Genomic DNA, 19,417 nt, shown 5'->3' with positions numbered 1-19,417 from the left:
CCCCGGCTCTGATTCGAGCCGCTCTAGAGCCCGAGGGCTCTAGAGCCCCAGCGCCTCGCGCACGTCCTCGAGCGCCGCGTCCATGGCCTGGCGGGCGGCGGCTTGGGCCTCGGAGAGCTCGGCGGAGCTCTCGACCGGCCGGATTACCTCGATGTAGCACTTGAGCTTGGGCTCGGTACCGCTGGGCCGTATGATCACGCGCGTCTCGTCCCGCGTCATCCAGATCAGCCCCTCGGCCGGCGGCAGGCCGACCGAGCCCTCGGAGAGGTCGATCGTGGTCTCGACCTGGGAATCCGCGAAGGCGGCAGGCGGATTCTCGCGGAGCCGGACCATCATCGCGTTCAGCAGCCCCAGATCGGCGACGCGCACGCTCAGCTGGTCGGTCAGGTGCACCCCGTGGAGCACCTGCAGCGCCGCGAGCCTATCGAAGAGGGTCTCCCCGTGAGCCTTCGCGTCCGCGGCGACCTCCGCGATGAGCAGGGCTGCCGAGATGCCGTCCTTGTCCTTCACTAGCTCTGGCGCGACACAGTAGCCGAGCGCCTCCTCGTAGCCGTAGGTCAGGCCCGGGACGCGGGAGATCCACTTGAATCCGGTGAGAGTCTCGCGGTGCTCGATCCCGGCTGCCTGAGCGATGCGCCCGAGGAGACGCGAGGAGACGATGGAGTTGGCGAAGACATAGCGCGCGGCCTCGGCGTCGTCCGCAGGCTGGCGCGCGCCGTCCCCGAGGCCGAGGCGGCGCACGAGGTGCGCCCCGAGCAGGGCGCCCACTTCGTCGCCGCGCAGCATGCGCCACTCCTGTGTCACGGGATCGGGAACCCCTACAGCACACCGGTCCGCATCCGGGTCGTTCGCGATCACGATGTCCGCTTCCAGCCGCTGCGCCGTCTCGAAGGCGAGGTCGAGGGCGCCCGGCTCCTCAGGATTCGGGAACGCGACGGTGGGGAAGCCCGGGTCGGGAAGCGCCTGCTCCTCGACCACGGTCACGTCCGGGAAGCCGGCTTCCCGGAGGAGTCCGAGGGCAGTCGTTCCACCTACCCCGTGAAGCGGCGTCAAGACGATCTTGATCCCGCGCGCGGGGAAGAGATCCGGCCGGGCGAGCCGGGCGACGCTCGCGCGGTACTCGGCGGCGATATTGGGGGTGAGGACGGTCCAGCCCGACTCGGCAAGCGCAATGTCCTCCAACGCGCCGACAGCGTCGATGTGCTCGGCGATCTCGGCGTCGAGCGGCGCCACGATCTGCGCGCCCTGCCCGGCGTCGTCGACCGCGCGGCCGCCGAGGTACACCTTGTAGCCGTTGTCCTGGGCGGGATTGTGGCTGGCCGTCACCATGATGCCGCCGTCGCATTCCAAAGCCCGAAGGGCATAGGCGAGCACCGGAGTCGGCAGGGCTGCGGGCAGGAGGAACGTCTGGATCCCGGCGGCGGTGAAGATCGCCGCGGTCTCGAGGGCGAAGGCGTGGGAGTTCTTCCGCGCGTCGAAGCCGACGACGGCGCGTGGCCGGTCCCCGGACGGGTCCCCGCTCACGCGCTCGAGGAGGAACTGCGCGAAGCCGGCTGCGGCGCGCCGGACGACGACCCGGTTCATTCGGTTCGGTCCCGGACCCATCGCGGCGCGCAGCCCCGCGGTGCCGAACTCGAGGGTGCCGCCGAAAGCGTCGGCGAGTTCTTGGGACGCGGCGGCCTGTCCCTCGGCGGCCTGCTCGAGGATGGCGCGGAGCTGGGCTGCCGTCTCTGGATCAGGGTCGGAAGCCGCCCACGCTTCGGCGCGGGCGCGCAGCTCTTCGAGTTGTGCGGGGGAGGTGGTCATGGGAACCCTTCAGATCTTCGCGATGACGTCGGCGAGCAGCCGTGAGATGCGTGGGCCGGCGGCCTCGCCGGCGTCGAGCACTTCCTTGTGGCTCAGCGGGGTGGGGCTGATCCCGGCGGCGAGGTTCGTCACGAGCGAGATGCCGAAGATCTCCATGCCGGCGTGACGGGCGGCGATGGCCTCGAGTGCGGTCGACATGCCGATGAGGTCGGCCCCGATCCGGTGCGCGTACTGCACTTCGGCCGGAGTCTCGTAATGCGGGCCGGGGAACTGCGCGTACACGCCTTCGTCGAGGGCGGGGTCGATTTCGCGCGCGAGTTCGCGGAGGCGGGGCGAGTACAGGTCCGTGAGGTCCACGAAGGTGGCCCCCTCGAGGGGGGATGCTGCCGTGAGATTGATGTGGTCGCGGATGAGGACGGGGGTCCCGGGGCGCCACGCGGGGTTGAGGCCACCACAGCCGTTCGTGAGGACGACGACGGCGCAGCCCGCCGCTGCCGCCGTGCGCACTCCGTGGACCACGGAGCGGACGCCCTTGCCCTCGTAATAATGCGTCCGCGCGCCCAGGACGAGGGCACGCTTCCCGTTCGGCAGGAGGATCGAGCGGATGGTTCCGACGTGTCCCACCACTGCAGGGGCGGAGAAGCCCGGGACCTCGCTGGACGGCAGGGTCGCCGTGACCTCGCCGATGAGGTCCGCCGCGCCGCTCCAGCCTGAGCCGAGAACGAGCGCGATGTCGTGCGAGTCCACGCCGGTGGCCTCGGCGATGTAGCCCGCGGCGGCTTGGGCCAGCTCGAAGGGCTCGGAAGTGGTCACAGGTAGAACCTACCAACGCCGAGGCGGGCGAGGCACGCCGCACGCTCAGCCGTGCGCCACATCACGTGCATGTGTGCTGTGGATGGTGGTGGAGCCGTGGACAGGCAGGCAGAATGGATATCCGTGACGACGAACCCCGACTTCAGCGTGCCTCACATCGCGATCCTGGGAGGCGGTCCCGGCGGCTACGAAGCTGCCTCCGTTGCGGCCTCCCTCGGAGCCCGCGTGACCGTCGTCGAGCGCGCCGGGCTCGGCGGCTCGGCCGTGCTGACGGACGTGGTGCCGTCCAAGACCCTCATCGCGACCTCTGACCTCATGACGCGCGTCGAGGAGGCCACCGCGCTCGGCGTCCGCTTCGGCGAGCACGAGGGGGAGGCGATCAAGCGGGCCGACATCCGCGCGGTGAACGCGCGCCTGCTCGGCCTTGCCCGCCAGCAGTCCGAGGACATCCGGGCCGGCCTCGAGCAGCTCGGCGTCCGTCTTGTCATGGGCGAGGGACGCCTGGTGGAGCAGCACACGATCGAGGTCGCAACGGAGGACGGCACCGAGCGCATCGAGGCGGACGCGGTGATCCTCGCCGTCGGAGCCCACCCGCGCGAGCTCCCGACGGCGCGCTACGACGGCGAGCGGATCCTCAACTGGACTCAGATCTACACGCTTGAGGAGATCCCCGAGCACCTCATCGTCGTCGGCTCGGGCGTCACTGGAGCCGAGTTCGCCTCGGCGTACAACGGTCTCGGCGCCAAGGTCACGCTCGTGTCCTCGCGCGACCGCGTTCTCCCCGGATCAGACGAGGACGCTGCTGAGCTCCTCGAGAAGGTCTTCGCGCGGCGCGGCGTCAACGTCCTCTCGCGCTCCCGCGCTGCCGCCGTCGAGCGCACGGGCGACGGTGTCGCCGTCGTCCTCGGGGATGGCACCAAGGTGACGGGGTCGCATTGCCTCGTGTGCGTCGGCTCGATCCCGAACACGGCGGGCATTGGGCTGGAGGAGGCGGGCATCGCCCTGTCGGAGAGCGGGCACATCAAGGTCGACGGCGTCTCCCGCACGACGGCGATCAACGTCTACGCCGCGGGTGACTGCACGGGCGTCCTTGCGCTCGCGTCGGTCGCGGCGATGCAGGGCCGCATTGCCGTTGCGCATTTCCTCGGCGATCAGACGACGCCGCTCAACCTCAACTACGTTGCCTCGAACATCTTCACATCCCCCGAAATCGCCTCGGTGGGCGTTTCGGAGGCCGACGTCGCGAGCGGGAAGGTCCCCGGCGACGTCGTCACGCTGCGACTCAAGAGCAATGCGCGCGCCAAGATGCGCAACACGACCGACGGGTTCGTGAAGATCATCGCCCGCAAGGGGACCGGGACGGTGATCGGCGCCGTCGTCATGGGCTCCAACGCCTCCGAGCTCATCTTCGGCCTCGCCCTCGCCGTCGAGCAGAAGCTCCACGTCGATGACATTGCCGGGACCTACGCCGTGTACCCCTCGCTCTCGGGCTCGATCTCGGAGGCCGCGCGCCGCCTGCACGTGCACATGTGACTCAAGCCTTGAGGGTCTCGGCGAAGCCGGGTGATGATGGCGCCATGGCATCTCACCTCTCCGCGGGACAGGCGCTGGCCGCCGTCCGGAGCCACCACGCTGACATGCTCGACCGAGCCTCCGCGCTCTCCCAGGCCCTCACGGCCGCCGTGGAGGCGGGAGACAGCGGGACGGCGTACGACGAGAAGGGCAACCTGATCGAGTGGTGTGCCGACGATCTCGTGCCGCACTGCGTCGCCGAGGAGGGCAGGATCTACCCGGCCGCCGCCGGTGTCGCCGAGGCGCAGCTTCTCGCTGAGGGCCTCCGGCACGACCACGAGGCGCTTGCCGCCCTCGTCGAGGAGCTGCGGGTCTCGGATGGGGTCCGGGCAGCGGCAGTAGGGCAGGCAATCGTGAGGGCCTTCGCTCTCCACGCCGACAAGGAGGACGCGCTCCTGTTCCCCGCGCTCGCCGAGGCTCCGGGATCCGGATTCTCGGAGGCTATCGAGGGCCTCGAGGAAGTCGTGGGGGCGGCCTAGCTCGTTTGGTGGTCACCTTTGGCGGGTGCGGGCTCGTTTGGTGGTCACCTTTGGCGCCGAGAGGGCGCATGACATGACGCTTGGATGGGCGCGCACGCGCGGGAGGTGACGCTTGGATGGGCGCGCACGCGCGGGATGTGACGCTTGGATGGGCGCGCACGCGCGGGAGGTGACGGTTGGATGGGCGGACTAGGCTCCCACACCCGCGAAGTGCTGCTCCACGAGTCGGCGTACCGAGTCGCGGCAGCCTCCGCAGCCTGTCCCGGCGCGGGTCGACTTCGAGACCTGCTCGACGGTCGCGCACCCCCCGAGGATCGCTTCCTCCACAGTCCCCCTGCTCACCCCAGCACAACGGCACAGGGTCGACTCCGGCCCCGCAGAGGAGCCGGGCGCGCCGAGGGAGCTCTCTGGGCCGTCGAGCCGGAGCAGCACCGAGCGGTCGGCGGGCAGCTCCGCCCCACTTTCGAACAGGAGCGTGAGCTCGGCCGCAGCGCGCGGCATGCCGAGGGCGACGAACCCCTCGAGGACGCCCTCGCGGGTGCACATCTTCACATAGCGCCCGCGTGCCGGGTCCGCCCAGAGGGAGACGTCGATGGGGGCGCGCCCGCCGTCGCCGGCGTCCCACGCGACCGACTCCCACGGCTCCCGCTGCACGTTGCCGGCCAGCGCGAGGTTGACCGCGCGGGCCTTGAGGAGGATGACGCCCGGCCGCTCCACGGTAAGGGGCAGCGGCGTGCTCTCCCCGAGGAGCCGCGAGCGGAAGGAAGCGGCGAGCCAATCGGCCTGGCGCCACCCGGGGGCGATCAGACCGCTCGGGCCGTCAGCACGCGCACACTCTTCGCACGCCGCGTCAGGGCACCGCACTTCGGCGCAGTCGCCGATCGCGAACACATGCTCGGTGTGGAGCGCCGCGAGCCGGTGGTCCACGAGGATGCCGTTGCCGGTCGCGAGCCCAGCCCCCTCCGCAAGCTCACGCCGGGCCCTCGCGCCGCAGGCTAGGACGAGCAGATCGCCGTCGACCGCCGAGCCGTCCTCGAGGAGGAGCGCGCGGAAGCTTCCGTCGTCGTCTGCTTCGATGCCGGTGGCGCGGGCATTCGGGGCGAGCCGCAGCCCGCCGCCGCGTAGGACGGCGGAGAGCGTTGCCCCGCCGCCGGCGTCGATCTGCCGCCCGAGGGGCCGCCCGCCATGGTGGACGACCGTCACGGTCGCTCCCTCTTCCGACGCCGCGAGGGCCGCTTCGAGGCCCAGCACTCCGCCGCCGAGGACGACGATTCGCTTGCGTCCGCGCACAGCCGCCGAGAGCCGTTCGGCATCGGCGAGGTCGCGCAGGGCCGTCACGCCGCGGGGGAGGACTGGATGAAGAGGGTCGGGGTTGAGACCCGTGAGGTTGGGGATCGCAGCACGGGCGCCGGTTGCGAGGATGAGCCGATCGTAGGGGAGCGGACCCCGCTCTGCCGTATGCACGATTCTCCGGCTCCTGTCTATCCGCGTGGCGTGGGTCCCGAGGAGAACGCGGATCCCGTCGAGCGCGAGTTCGTCGGGATCCGCGAGCTGCATCGAGGCGAGCGTCGTCCGGCCGACGCCGAGGTCTGCGACAAGGACCCGGTTGTACGCGGGCTGCCCCTCCTCCCCGATGACCGTCACCTCAGCGACTCCGGCCGCGGCGGCGGGCTGCAGCTCATCGACGAAGCGTGCGGCGACGGGCCCGAAGCCGACGACGACGATGCGTTCGGGAACGCTGTGCGCTGGGGTCGCGGGTGTTGGGGTCGCGGGTGTTGGGTTCGCGGGCATCGGCCTCAAGGGGAGTCCTCTCGCATTGCAGGCTGGACGAGGACCCGGGTCGTCTTGAACTCCGGCATGCCGGAGATCGGGTCGGTGCGTGCCTCCGTGACCTGGTTCGCCGCAGCGAGGCCCGGGAAGTGGAACGGGAGGAACACGGTGTCCGGCCTTATCCCGACGCTCAGCTCCGTGCGGCACAGGACCTCGGGAACGGCAGAGCCTGGGCGCGTCACCCGGGCCCATGCCCCGTCCTCGAGACGCAGCCGTTCGGCGGCCGCGGGGTGGATCTGCAGCCTGGGCTCTGGCTGGGCATCGTTGAGTGTGGAGACCCGCCGCGTCTGGGCTCCGGACTGGTAATGCTCGAGCAGCCGCCCGGTCGCGAGCTGGAACTCGTCGAGCCGGGGCCGCGCGGACGCCCAGCCACCCGTGGAGGCCCGGACCGCGACAAGCCGCGCGCGCCCGTCGTCGTGAGCGAACCGCTCCCGGAACAGCCGCGGTGTTCCGCGGGAGCCTTGCGGGTACGGCCAATACGCCTCCTCGCCGGCGTCGAGCATCTGATACGAAATCCCCGAGTAGTCCGCTGGGCCGCCTGACGAGGCCGCACGCAGCTCTTCGAAGACGGCTTGCGGGTCCGTGGGGAAGGACGAGGGCGCTTCGAGCAGCTCGGCGAGACGGTTCAGGATCCAGAGCTCGGACCGCGCCCCCGGCGGCGGCTCGACGGCCCGGCGCCGGCGGAGCACGCGCCCCTCGAGGTTGGTCATCGTGCCTTCCTCCTCGGCCCACTGGAGGACGGGCAGCACGACGTCCGCTTCGCGCGCCGTCTCGGAGAGGAAGAAGTCGCACACCGCGAGGAAGTCGAGCCGGCGCAGGCCTTCGCGGACCGTCGAAGCGTCCGGCGCGGAGACCACGACGTTGGCGCCGTGCACGAGGAGTGCCCGCACGCCGTCGTCCATTCCCAAGGTGCGCAGAAGCTCGACGGCGGGCAGCCCCGGACCGGGGATACTCGCCTCAGGCACGCCCCACACCTCCGCGACGTGCGCGCGGGCTGCCGGGTCCGTGATCTTGCGGTAGCCGGGGAGCTGATCGGCCTTCTGCCCGTGTTCCCGGCCGCCCTGCCCGTTGCCCTGGCCGGTGAGGGTGCCGTAGCCCCCACGCGCCGAGCCGGGGAGGCCCAGCAGGAGGGCGAGGTTGATCGCTGCCGTCACGGTGTCGGTCCCGTCGGCGTGCTGTTCGACGCCGCGTCCCGTGAGGATGTAGCAGGAGCCCGTGCGGGCGGACTTCGCGAGACGCTGGGCTGCCGCGCGGATGAGCTCCGCCGGAACGCCGGTGGCCCCTTGCACCCGTTCGGGCCACCACGGCGCAACCGAGAGGATCACGGACTCCAGCCCGCGAGTCCGCTGCGCGAGGTAGTGCGAATCGAGCAGCCCGTCATTCACGACGACGTGCGCGAGGCCCAGGAGCAGGATGAGGTCAGTGTGCGGAGCCGGCGCGAGGTGCCTTCCCGCGCCGTCGTCAGTGAGCTGGGCGGTCGCCGAACGCCGAGGGTCGACGACGATGAGCCCACCGCCCGCGCGGGCCCGCTCGAGGTGCTGGACGAACGGCGGCATCGTCTCGGCGACGTTCGAACCGAGGAGGAGGACCGCGTCGGCGGCATCGAGGTCGGTGAGCGGGAACGGAAGGCCGCGGTCGATGCCGAACGCCCGGTTCCCGGCGGCGGCAGCTGAGGACATGCAGAACCTGCCGTTGTAGTCGATGCGCGAGGTGGCGAGTGCGACCCGTGCGAACTTGCCGAGCAGGTACGCCTTCTCATTCGTGAGACCGCCGCCCCCGAAGACGCCGACGGCGTCCGGTCCGTGGACGGCCTGGATGCGCCGGACTTCGGAAGCAACGCGTCCGAGCGCCTCGTCCCAGGTCGCGGTTCGAAGCGCGCCACGCTCGTCCCGGACCAGCGGCTCCGTGACCCGCTCGGGGTGCCGCAGGAGCTCGGCGGCCGTCCAGCCCTTGCGGCACAAGCCGCCACGGCTTGTCGGGAAGTCGCGGCCGGACACGTTCACGGGTGCGGGGCCATCCGAGCTGGGGGCGAGGGCCATCCCGCACTGGAGGGAGCAGTAAGGGCAATGGGTCGCGGTCCCCGCCACGTCAGGCGCCCGTCCGGGCCACTGCGCTTCCGCGGCGCAGATAGCAGGCCCACGAGACGATCAGCATGAGGGCGTACGCTCCGACGAAGCCGAAGAACGCGGGCACGTACGAGCCGGTCGCGCTGCTCGACGCGCCGAGCAGCTGCGGGATCACGAACCCGCCATACGCTCCGATCGCCGAGATCAGGCCGAGGGCGGCCGAGGAGAGGCGTGCGGTGTACGACGGCGTAGCCCCGGAGTGCGCGGCCCGGCTCGCCCGCGCGAAGATCACCGGGATCATGCGGTAGGTCGAGCCGTTGCCTACGCCGCTCGCGGCGAAGAGCACGAGGAAGAGGGCGAGGAACAGCCAGAAGCTCTTGAGGGGAAGCGTCGCGATCAGCGCGAGCGTCGCGACTGCCATGACCGCGAACGAAGTGACCGTGATGCGAGCGCCCCCGAAACGGTCCGCAAGCCTGCCGCCGTAGGGCCGTGAGAGCGAACCAACGAGGGGGCCGAGGAATGCTAGCGAGAGCGCAGCGGGCCCGAGCGCAAAGGCCGAGTATGCCGGGAAGATGTCGTGGATGAGCTTCGGGAACACGCCGCCGAATCCGATGAACGAACCGAAGGTGCCGATGTAGAGGAACGCCACGATCCAGAGGTGCGGTTCCTTGAGGGCCGCGAGGGAGCCGGCGAGGTCGCCCTTGGCGTTCGAGAGGTTGTTCATGTTCCGCCACGCCCCGAATGCGGCGATGAGGATGAGCGGGACCCACATGAGTCCGGCCATCGCGAGGGCGCCGCTGGTCCCGTTGGCGCCTGTCCCACCGATCATGACGACGGCGGTCAGGCTCACCACGACGGGCACGGCGAGCTGCGAGACGGCGGCCCCAAGGTTGCCGCCGGCGGCGTTGAGGCCGAGGGCCCAGCCCTTCTCCTTGGCGGGATAGAAGAAGGTGATATTGGCCATCGAGCTCGCGAAGTTGCCGCCGCCGAAGCCCGAGAGGCCCGCGACGAGGAGCATGAGCCAGAACGGGGTCGACGGGTTGGCGACGCAGGCGGCGAGCCCGAGCGTGGGGATCAGGAGCAGGAGCGCGGAGACAACAGTCCAGTTGCGTCCGCCGAAGCGGGACACCGTGAACGTGTACGGAATCCGCAGCGTGGCACCGATGAGGCTCGGCATCGAGATGAGCCAGAACGTCTGCGACGTGTCGAACCTGAAGCCGGCCGCGGGCAGCTGCACTACGACGATCGACCAGAGCTGCCACACGACGAAGCCGAGGAACTCCGCGAAGATCGACCAAGAGAGGTTTCGGCGGGCGATGGGGCGGCCTTCGCGTTCCCACTGGCCGGGATCTTCGGGGTTCCAGTGCTCGATCCAGCGGCCGGCGCGGAAGTCGAGGCTTACCTGCTGCTTGGTTGCTGCTGTTTGGGGTTCGGTGCTCATCGGCCCTCCTGGGATCGGCGTGGGGTCTGGTTCCACGCTAGGAACGCCTCGTTTCGGGAAGCGTCGCGGGCCGTAAACGGTCAGTGACATCGGCCTCTCAGCTCGACCAAGGCCATGGTGAGCCGGAGTGTCGGGGCAGCGCCATCTCATTATTCGGACCAAGTGTCCGATAATCGGACGCGATTCATAGGATCAGGCGTACTGAGATTTCGGACCCACTTCTCAGCTTGGGTCCAGCATTTTGCGAAAGGCACTGAGCACCATGGCCACAAGAGCGGTCGCCGAAGCAGCGAAGCCGCAAAACACAGGGAGCGGCGCGAACACCCGGGGGCGCGTGATCTTCTCGAGCCTCATCGGGACGACGATCGAGTTCTTCGACTTCTACGCCTACGCGACTGCGTCGGTTCTTGTCTTCCCCAAGCTCTTCTTCCCCAGCGCGTCGGACATCAACGCGATCCTGAGTTCCTTCGCGATCTTCGGTGTCGCGTTCGTGGCTCGTCCCGTCGGCTCGATCATCTTCGGCCACTTCGGCGACAAGCTCGGGCGCAAGGGCACTCTTGTCGCCTCGCTCCTCACCATGGGCCTCGCGACGTTCTTCGTCGGCATCCTCCCGCCTGCCACGACGCCCGGATGGATGGTCCTCGCCCCGCTGCTCCTCGTCGTCCTCCGCTTCCTCCAGGGCCTCGCCCTCGGTGGTGAGTGGTCCGGTGCCGCGCTGCTCGCGACTGAGAACGCACCCGCCAACAAGCGCGCCGTGTGGGGAACCTTCCCCCAGCTCGGCGCGCCGATCGGCTTCATCATCGCGAACACCATGTACGTGATCATGAACACCTTCCTCACCACGAAGCAGTTCGAGGACTTCGGCTGGCGCATCCCGTTCCTGTTCAGCATCGTGATGGTGGCGATTGGCCTGTATGTCCGCCTCAAGCTTGTCGAGAGCACCTCGTTCCAGAAGGTCATCGACGAGGACAAGGTCGCCAAGCTCCCGCTCGTGGCAACGTTCAAGCACCACTGGCGCGCCGTGATCGCGGGAACGTTCATCATGCTCGCGACCTACGTGCTCTTCTACCTCACGACCAGCTTCACCCTCACGTACGGGACCGCGACGAACAAGCTCGAGGTGGCTCGCGCGGCGGCCGAGAAGGCGGGCCAGAAGTTCAACCCGTCGTCATTCGTGCCGGGGCTCGGCATCGATCGCGGCCTGTTCCTCTGGATGCTCATCATCGGAGTCGTGTTCTTCGGCGTGTTCACCGTGGTGTCCGGGCCGCTCGCCGAAAAGTACGGACGCCGGAAGTTCCTCATCTGGGTGACCGTCGGCATCCTCGCGTTCGGTCTTCTGTGGGGCCTCATGTTCGGGCCGGGCACAGCTGCGGCCATGGTCCGCCTCATCGTCGGCTTCACCCTCATGGGCGCCACATTCGGGCCGATGGCCGCGATTCTGCCCGAGCTCTTCCCTGCCAACGTCCGCTACACGGGCTCGGCGATCGCGTACAACCTGTCCTCGGTCATCGGCGCGGCGCCGGCCTCGTTCGTCGCGATCGCGCTGTGGCAGGCAGGCAAGGGCAGCACGGTGCTCGTGGGCGTGTACCTCGCCGTCGCTGCCGTCCTCACGCTCGTAGCCCTGCTGCTCACCCGAGAGACGAAGGATCGCAACTTCGAGGACAACATCTCGGCCTGAGTGCGTTTTCGCCGAGATCCGGCCCCTCGTTCTCCGAGATGTGGCCCTCGTCGGTACGAAAGTGGCCCCTCGTCGGCGTTCCGACGAGGGGCCACTTCTCGCTCGACGAGTGGTCAGTCCTCGATCGTCGCGATGACCGATCCCGCGGACACCGTCTGCCCCGGCTCGGCCGTGAGGCCGTGGACGGTTCCCGCTCGGTGCGCCGTGAGCGGCTGCTCCATCTTCATGGCCTCGAGCACGACGACGAGATCGCCCTCCGCGACCTGCTCGCCGTTCGCGACGGCGACCTTGACGATCGTGCCCTGCATGGGGGCCGTGAGGGCATCGCCGCTCGCGACGGCGGCCGAGGAGCCTGCCCGCGAGGAGCGGCCCTTCTTCGACTTGGTCTTCCCGACCTTCGCCACGCCGCCGAGGCCAGCCGGGATCGTCACCTCGAGGCGCTTGCCGCCCACCTCGACGACGACGCTCTGCCGCTCGCCGGCGTCGTCCGCTGCGGCGCCCGGGGTTCCCGACCAGGCCGGGATCGTGTTCTCGAACTCGGTCTCGATCCACCGCGTGTGCACCTTGAATGGGCCGGAAGCCGGCGCGAAGGCGGGGTCGCGGACGACGGCGGCGTGGAACGGGACCACGGTGGGCATGCCGGTGATGACCAGTTCGTCGAGCGCGCGGCGCGAGCGTTCGAGGGCTTGCTGCCGGGTCGCACCGCTCACGACGAGCTTCGCAAGCATGGAGTCGAAGTTGCCGCTGATCACCTCACCGGCCTCGATGCCGGAATCGACTCGAATGCCCGGGCCGGCCGGGTACTTGAGGGTCTCGACGGTGCCGGGAGCCGGCATGAAGTTCCGCCCGGGGTCCTCGCCATTGATCCGGAACTCGAACGAGTGGCCGCGGATCTCGGGGTCGTCATAGCCGAGCTCCTCGCCGCGTGCGAGCCGGAACTGTTCGCGCACGAGGTCGAGCCCCGTGACCTCCTCCGACACGCAGTGCTCGACCTGGAGGCGCGTGTTGACCTCGAGGAAGCTGATCGTGCCGTCCTGACCGACCAGGAACTCGCACGTGCCAGCGCCAAGATAGCCGGCCTCCTTGAGGATCGCCTTCGAGGATTCGTACAGCCGCTTCGTCTGGTCCTCGCTCAGGAACGGCGCTGGCGCCTCCTCGACGAGCTTCTGGTTGCGGCGCTGGAGCGAGCAGTCGCGGGTCGATACGACGACGACGTTGCCGCGCGAGTCCGCGAGGCACTGGGTCTCGACGTGACGGGGGGAGTCGAGGAAGCGCTCGATGAAGCATTCGCCCCGCCCGAACGCCGCCGTCGCCTCGCGGACGGCGGACTCGTAGAGGTGGGGGATCTCCTCGAGCGTTCGCGCGACCTTGATGCCGCGCCCGCCGCCGCCGTAGGCAGCCTTGATCGCAACCGGGAGGCCGTACTCGCCAGCGAAGGCGAGCACTTCGTCGGCTGAGTTGACGGGGTCCTTCGTGCCCGGGACGAGAGGTGCGCCCACCTTCTCGGCGATGTGGCGCGCCCTCACCTTGTCGCCGAGCGCCGCGATCGCCTCGGGGGAGGGGCCAACCCAGGTGAGGCCCGCATCGAGGACGCGACGCGCAAACTCGGCGTTCTCCGAGAGGAAGCCGTAGCCCGGGTGGATCGCGTCGGCGCCGGAGGCGCTCGCCGCCTCGAGGATCTTGTCCATCATGAGGTACGACTCGGCGGCGGTCGTCCCGCCCAGCGCGAACGCCTCGTCAGCGAGACGCACGTGCAGCGCGTCCCGGTCCGGGTCCGCGTAGACGGCCACGGACGCGATGCCCTCGTCGCGGGCGGCGCGGATGACGCGCACGGCGATCTCGCCGCGGTTCGCGATGAGGACCTTGGTGATGGGGCTGCTTCCAGCGTTGGGGGACAAGGTTTCTCCGTTCTGTGCTCCCCGTGAGCCTAGCGCTCCTTTGGTGGAATCGCCCATATTGATGGCGCATTCAGCGGGGGAGACGGCGATCCTTTGTGGAGGTCCTACAAATCAGTGGCCGGCGGCGCGGGCGTCGGCTCAGCGGGCGACGACGGCGGGTCGCCAGAAATCCGTCACCGCGACTCCGGCTCGTGCCAGGAGCGAGCGGAGCGTCGAGATCGAGAGGCCGATCACGGTGTGCGGGTCACCCTCGACCCGGGCCAGGAACGCTCCGCCGAACCCGTCGATCGTGAACGAGCCCGCGCAATGCAGGGGCTCGCCGGTCGCGACGTAGGCTGCGATCTCGTCGTCGGACATCACCGTGAACTCGACAAGGGCCGAGGAGAGCTCGCCCTCGTCCGAGAGCACGCCGTCGCGGCAGTCCACGAGCCAATGGCCGGTGTGCAGGGTGCCGGTGCGGCCGCTCATCGCCCGTAGGCGTTCGATCGCGACCTCGGCCGTGTACGGCTTGCCGAGGGCCTCGCCGTCGAACTCGAAGACCGAGTCGCAGCCCAGCACGAGTGCGCCCTCGGCCTCGGGGAGGGTCGCGACGGCCTCGGCCTTGGCGCGGGCCAGCAGGAGTGCCGTCTCACCCGGAGTGGCGTCGGGGTGCGCCGCTGCGACCGCCTCTTCGTCGACCGACGAGAGAACGATGCGGTGCGGAATCCCAGCCTCGGTCAGGAGCTTCGTCCGCGCCGGCGACTTGGAGGCGAGGACGAGCGGGGCCAGCTCTTCGCGAGCGGATCCGGAGGGCGAGAAAGGGCTGGGCGGCGTGGTAGTCACGCCGCCCAGCCTAGCCCCGTCTCCGCCTTCCGGCGCCTGAGGTGCTTACAGCGCGGCGCCGGCGGTCTCGCGCGGCGCGCTTTCCGCCGTCGTCCGCTCGAGCTTCGCGCCCTCGATGTCGAGGTCCGGCAGGAGCCGTGCAAGCCACCGCGGCAGCCACCAGGCGCCGCGCCCGATGAGGCGCATGACGGCGGGGACGAGGGTCATGCGCACCACGAAGGCATCGAGCAGCACGCCCAGCGCCAGGGCGAAGCCGAGAGGCCGGATCATCGTGACATGGCTGAAGATGAAGCCGGCGAACACGCTCACCATGATGATCGCGGCCGCGGTCACGACGCGGGCAGCGTGCCGGAACCCCGTCTGCACGGCGAGGTGCGCCTCCTGGCCGTGGACATACGCCTCGCGGATCCCGGAGGTGATGAACACCTGGTAGTCCATCGCGAGCCCGAACAGGATGCCGATGAGCAGGATCGGCAGGAAGCTCAGAACTGCGCCGGGATGGGTGACGTCGAACACAGGCCCGAGCCAGCCCCACTGGTAGACCGCCACGACAGCTCCGAACGCCGCGCCGAGGGAGAGCAGGAAGCCTCCTGTTGCGAGCAGCGGGACCAGGAGCGAGCGGAATACAAGGAGCAGGAGCACGAGGGAGAGCCCGACGACGATCGCGAGGTACGGCGGGAGGGCGTCAGCGAGCTTCGAGGAGACATCGACGTTCGCGGCGGTCTGGCCGGTGAGGCCGATCGTGACCCCGGTCTGGGACCGGATCTGCGCGCCCTTGGCCCGCAGGTCGCTGACCACTTGGACGGTGCTCGCGCTCGCCGGGCCGTCCGTCGGGATGACCTGGAAGACGGCGGTCTGGCGATTCTCGCTGAGGGCCACCGGCACGGCGGCAGTGACGTTCGCGACGGAGCGGAGCTGGTCGGCGACGTCGTATTCCTTCGTCTTCGCAGCTGTCGCGTCGAGGCCTGCGGGCAGCTCGCCCACCACGATGATCGGCCCGGTCATGCCTTGGCCGAAGTATTTGCCCGTGGCCTCGTAGGCCTTGTACGCGCTCGAATCCACCGGCTCGGAGCCGCCGTCGGGAAGAGCGAGGCGGAGCTGGGCCGCCGGCAGCGCAAGCGCGCCGAGGACGACGATCGATGCGACGAGCGCGATCCACGGATGCCGCGTGACCCAGCCGCCCCAGCCCCGCTGGGACTTGGCAGCGTCCACGCGCGCCTCCTCGGCGCTTCTCGCTGCGCCGCCTTCGCCTTCGTTCGCGCTGGCGAATCGGGCGTTCTCGGCGTCGGCCTTCGCCCAGCGTCGCTTCGAGATGATGCGCCGGCCGGCGAAGGCGAGGACGGCTGGAAGCAAGGTCACGGCCACGAGGACAGCCACTGCCACGGTCGCGGCCGCTGCGATGCCCATGACGCTCAGGAACGGCAGCCCGGGGACCACGAGGGCCGCAAGGGCGATGATGACCGTGATCCCCGCGAACAGGACGGCGTTGCCCGAGGTTCCGATCGCGAGGGCGATCGACTCCCTGGGCGGCATGCCCCGAAGGAGCTGGGTGCGGTGGCGGTTGACGATGAAGAGCGAGTAGTCGATGCCGACGGCGAGGCCGAGCATGAGGCCGAGCATCGGGGTGGTCGAGCTCATCTGGACGAGGCCCGTGAGCGCGAACGTGCCGCCGACGCCGACGCCGACCCCCACGAGCGCCATGAGCAGGGGAAGGCCTGCTGCGACGAACGTTCCGAGCATGACGAGCAGGACGATCGCGGCGATGATCACGCCGGTCGCCTCAGACGTGCCGAACAGCTGGGAGATGTCCTGGGTCAGCTCCTTGCTCGCATAGGAGTTGACGCCCGGGACCTGGGCGAGGCTCTGGACCTCGTCGCGCAGGCTGCTCGGCAGCGCATCAGTGGACTTCGTGAACTGGATCGTTGCGATGGCCGCCTTGCCGTCCGTCGAGACGAACCGCAGGCCCTGCGAGGCCTGCGCCTGCCGCTCGCCGAGCGCAAGGCTCGCCTTCTGCTGCGCGAGCTGCGCAGCCCCGGAGTCGAGCTTGGCCTGGGCTCCCGCCGTCGCACTCGTGATCGCGGACTGCGGGAGGCCGCTCGCGGCGAGCTGCTTGCGCTCCGCATCCAGCTGCTGCTGCCCGGCGGTGAGCTGGGCCTCGGCCGCGGCGAGCTGCTTCTGGCCCGAAGCCAGCTGGGTCGTCGCGTTGTCGAGCTGCGCTTGCGTGGCGAACGGGTCGGTGACGTTCTGGACGCCGTCGAGCCCCTTGATCTTGGCCAGCGCATCGGTGATGCCTTGCTTCTGGTCTGCCGTGAACGCGGAGTTGGGCGATTCGAAGACGATCGTCGCGCTGCCGCCTGCAGAGGAGGGCAGGTCGGTCTGGAGCTTGTCGAGCATGCGCTGAGTCTCGGTGCCGGGGATCTGGAACGAGTTGCTCAGGGCCCCGTGGAACGCGGCAGCCGACCCGCCGACGGCGAGCAGCACCACGAACCAGAGCGAGACGACGAGCCAGCGGCGGTCGTAGGCGAACCGGCCGAGGCGATAGAGGAGAGTAGCCATGATGCCTTCTCGGGAGGGTTTTTGTGGAAGGGGAAGGAATGGGCCGCGCGGCTCAGGGGGCGGCGAAGCCGGACTTCAGGTGCTCGAACGAGGCCATGAGCAGCCCGCGCAAGCGGTCGAGGGACGACGGCGAGAGGTCGGCTCCGCGTTCGGCGAGCCACACCTCGAGCGCGGCTTTGCCGCAGGACATGACCGAACCCGCCAGCGCATGGACGTAGACGTCGTCGAGGGAATCGCCTTCGCGCTCGCGGATCGCCGTGACGATCTTGTCGCTGCATTCGTCGAAGGCCTGCAGCTGGTACCGGATCGCGGGCTCGTTTCCATGCGAGACGAGGAACGACTGGGCCATGGGCTCGATGAACTCGTTGTCAGCCAAGGCCAGCAGGATCTGGATGACCGACTCGAGGAGCGGCTCGCCTTTGGGGCGATCGCGGAACCGGTCGAGGGCGGCGTCGAGGAAGCCGAAGGTCGGCGCGGCGATGGCTTCCTCGGCGCTCGAGAAGTAGTTGAAGAACGTCCGGCGCGAGATGCCAACTGCATCGGCGATCTCTTCGACCGTGAAGCCACCGAGACCGCGCTCCTGGGCAAGCTGCATCGCGGCGAGGACGATCGACTGTCGCGTCGCGGCCTTGTTGAGCTCGCGGCGGGACGGGGTCTCGAGGGAAGATGTCACCCCATTACACTAAGTGCAAGTTTGCACTCTGTGCAAATTCGATACGAAGGCTCTCGCCTCCTTGGCGGCTTCGCTTCCGAGGATCGGCCACTTCTTCCCCCGACGAGTGGCCACTTCTTCCCCCGACGCGTGGCCATTTCTCTCGCGCCGACTCGCCACTTATGCGCCAAGGAGAGGCCAGATTCAAGCAAGCAAAGGCCGTTGGGCCGCGCCCATGCCGAGCGCGACCCAACGGCCGGAGATGAAGCAGGTGTTGTTCGCCAGAAGTGGCCTCGCGGGGAGGTCAGCGGGCGGCGACCAAACCGCCGTCGTTTGCGGTCTGAGCGCCCTGCTCGTTCCCGCGCGCACTCTCTTCGTTCTCGGTGTCGTCAGAGAAGGCAGTCCGCGAGCGCTTCGCGTTGTAGAGGTCGAGGTCGAGGATGCGCTGGCGCTTCGCGACAATCGTCGGCACTAGGGCCTGGCCCGCGACGTTGACTCCGGTCCGGCCCATGTCGAGGATCGGGTCGATGGCGAGCAAGAGGCCGACGCCGGCGAGCGGCAGGCCGAGCGTCGAGAGCGTCAGGGTGAGCATGACGACGGCGCCCGTCGTCCCAGCGGTGGCGGCCGAGCCCAGGACGGAGACGATCACGATGAGCAGGTACTGGCTGAAGTCGAGGTGCAGTCCGAAGAACTGCGCCACGAAGATCGAGGCGACGGCCGGGTAGATCGCGGCGCAGCCGTCCATCTTGGTGGTAGCCCCGAGCGGCACGGCAAACGATGCGTAGCCCTGTGGCACGCCGAGGTTGCGCTCGGCCACGCGCTGCGTGAGCGGCAGCGTGCCGATCGACGAGCGCGAGACGAACCCGAGCTGCACGGCCGGCCATACCCCCGAGAAATACTGCTTGATCGAAAGGCCATGGCTCTTGACGAGGATCGGGTAGAACACGAAGAGCACGAGCACCAGGCCCACGTAGATCGCGAGGACGAACTTCCCGAGGGCGCCGATCGTGTCCCAGCCGTAGGAGGCCACTGCGTTGCCAAGGAGGCCGATCGTGCCGAGCGGCGCGATGCGGATGATCCACCAGAGGACCTTCTGGATGATCTCGAGAGCCGAGCGCGTGAACGAGAGGAACGGATCAGCCTTCGCACCGATCTTGAGCACGGCGATCCCGACCGCGATCGCGATCACGAGGATCTGCAGGACGTTGAAGCTCACGCTTGTGGTCACGGCACCGCCGTCGGCCACCGTCGAGCTGGCGGTGAGGCCGAGGAAGTTGTGGGGGAACAGGCCCGTGAGGAAGGCCCACCAGTCGCCGGTCTTGCCCGAGTACTTCGCCTGCTGGGTGATGCCCGTGTTGGCGCCCGGCTGGAAGAGGACACCGAGACCGATGCCGATCATGACCGAGACGAAGGCCGTGATGGCGAACCAGAGCAGCGTGTTCCAGGCAAGCTTCGCGGCGTTCGATACCTGTCGCAGGTTGGCGATCGAGCTGACGACCGCGGTGAAGATGAGGGGGACGACGGCGGTCTGCAGCAGGGCGACATAGCTGCTGCCGATTGTCGAGAGGGTCGCGCCGAGCCCGTTGGGCTTCGCGGACGTGCTGCCGGTGAACTTGGCCAAGAGGCCGAGGATGACGCCGACGAAGAGCGCAGCAATGATCTGCGTCCCGAACGACGTCGCCCACGCCGGCAGGCGGCGGGTGCGGGTGCTGGTTGATGTGCTCACCCGAGCACCTTAGAGGAGCGGTTTATAACACACAGAATCCTTGTTGAGAAATATTACAATACCCAGAGGCGCGGCATT

13 protein-coding genes are annotated in these 19,417 nt (G+C 69.2%); 3 read left to right on the top strand and 10 right to left on the bottom strand.

Going from position 1 to position 19,417, the window contains the following annotated elements; all coding sequences use genetic code 11:
- Positions 1-39: 39 nt before the first annotated feature.
- Both LK10_RS17375 and LK10_RS17370 read right to left on the bottom strand, forming a co-directional pair.
- Positions 40-1,806, bottom strand: a complete 1,767-nt coding sequence (locus tag LK10_RS17375; RefSeq protein WP_043126403.1) for a phospho-sugar mutase — start codon at positions 1,804-1,806, stop codon at positions 40-42.
- 9 nt (positions 1,807-1,815) lie between these two features.
- A complete protein-coding gene (locus tag LK10_RS17370) occupies positions 1,816-2,619 on the bottom strand; it encodes a purine-nucleoside phosphorylase (protein ID WP_043126401.1) in 804 nt (267 codons plus the stop codon).
- Between the two features lie 123 nt (positions 2,620-2,742).
- Here LK10_RS17370 and LK10_RS17365 point away from each other — a divergent pair, with 123 nt between their 5' ends.
- Both LK10_RS17365 and LK10_RS17360 read left to right on the top strand, forming a co-directional pair.
- Positions 2,743-4,152: an NAD(P)H-quinone dehydrogenase gene (locus LK10_RS17365; protein ID WP_043126399.1), complete on the top strand. Its 1,410-nt coding sequence runs from the start codon at positions 2,743-2,745 to the stop codon at positions 4,150-4,152.
- 44 nt (positions 4,153-4,196) lie between these two features.
- Positions 4,197-4,670, top strand: coding sequence for a hemerythrin domain-containing protein (locus LK10_RS17360; protein WP_043126397.1), 474 nt, complete (start codon positions 4,197-4,199; stop codon positions 4,668-4,670).
- Positions 4,671-4,859: 189 nt separating this feature from the next.
- Here LK10_RS17360 and LK10_RS17355 read toward each other — a convergent pair whose 3' ends face one another.
- Genes LK10_RS17355 through LK10_RS17345 form a run of 3 tightly spaced genes read right to left on the bottom strand, consistent with a single transcriptional unit; the run spans position 4,860 to position 10,007 of the window.
- Positions 4,860-6,461 carry an FAD-dependent oxidoreductase gene (locus LK10_RS17355; protein ID WP_052207516.1) on the bottom strand — a complete coding sequence of 534 codons (1,602 nt, stop codon included), beginning with the start codon at positions 6,459-6,461 and terminating at the stop codon, positions 4,860-4,862.
- A 5-nt stretch (positions 6,462-6,466) separates the two neighbouring features.
- Positions 6,467-8,587: a molybdopterin oxidoreductase family protein gene (locus tag LK10_RS17350; protein WP_043126394.1), complete on the bottom strand. Its 2,121-nt coding sequence runs from the start codon at positions 8,585-8,587 to the stop codon at positions 6,467-6,469.
- A gap of 1 nt (position 8,588) precedes the next feature.
- Positions 8,589-10,007 (bottom strand): MFS transporter, encoded by a 1,419-nt coding sequence (locus tag LK10_RS17345; protein WP_043126393.1) that lies wholly within the window; start codon positions 10,005-10,007, stop codon positions 8,589-8,591.
- Positions 10,008-10,269: 262 nt separating this feature from the next.
- Between LK10_RS17345 and LK10_RS17340 the strand changes: the two genes are divergently transcribed.
- Positions 10,270-11,685, top strand: coding sequence for an MFS transporter (locus LK10_RS17340; protein ID WP_052207515.1), 1,416 nt, complete (start codon positions 10,270-10,272; stop codon positions 11,683-11,685).
- Between the two features lie 113 nt (positions 11,686-11,798).
- Here LK10_RS17340 and LK10_RS17335 read toward each other — a convergent pair whose 3' ends face one another.
- From LK10_RS17335 to LK10_RS17315, 5 genes are all read right to left on the bottom strand, one after another.
- A complete protein-coding gene (locus LK10_RS17335; protein WP_043126390.1) occupies positions 11,799-13,640 on the bottom strand; it encodes an acetyl/propionyl/methylcrotonyl-CoA carboxylase subunit alpha in 1,842 nt (613 codons plus the stop codon).
- Positions 13,641-13,721: 81 nt separating this feature from the next.
- Entirely contained in the window at positions 13,722-14,351 is a 630-nt protein-coding gene (locus LK10_RS17330) for a Maf family protein (RefSeq protein ID WP_043126500.1), read from the bottom strand.
- Between the two features lie 99 nt (positions 14,352-14,450).
- A complete protein-coding gene (locus LK10_RS17325; protein WP_043126387.1) occupies positions 14,451-16,961 on the bottom strand; it encodes an MMPL family transporter in 2,511 nt (836 codons plus the stop codon).
- 52 nt (positions 16,962-17,013) lie between these two features.
- Positions 17,014-17,634: a TetR/AcrR family transcriptional regulator gene (locus tag LK10_RS17320; RefSeq protein ID WP_043126385.1), complete on the bottom strand. Its 621-nt coding sequence runs from the start codon at positions 17,632-17,634 to the stop codon at positions 17,014-17,016.
- Between the two features lie 283 nt (positions 17,635-17,917).
- A complete protein-coding gene (locus LK10_RS17315; protein WP_043126382.1) occupies positions 17,918-19,339 on the bottom strand; it encodes a dicarboxylate/amino acid:cation symporter in 1,422 nt (473 codons plus the stop codon).
- Positions 19,340-19,417 lie beyond the last annotated feature (78 nt).

The sequence above is a fragment of the Sinomonas humi genome (assembly GCF_000802235.1).
Lineage (GTDB): Bacteria > Actinomycetota > Actinomycetes > Actinomycetales > Micrococcaceae > Sinomonas > Sinomonas humi.
The sequence above is the reverse complement of the archived record's forward strand: the minus strand, read 5'-3'. Positions and strand labels throughout refer to the sequence as shown.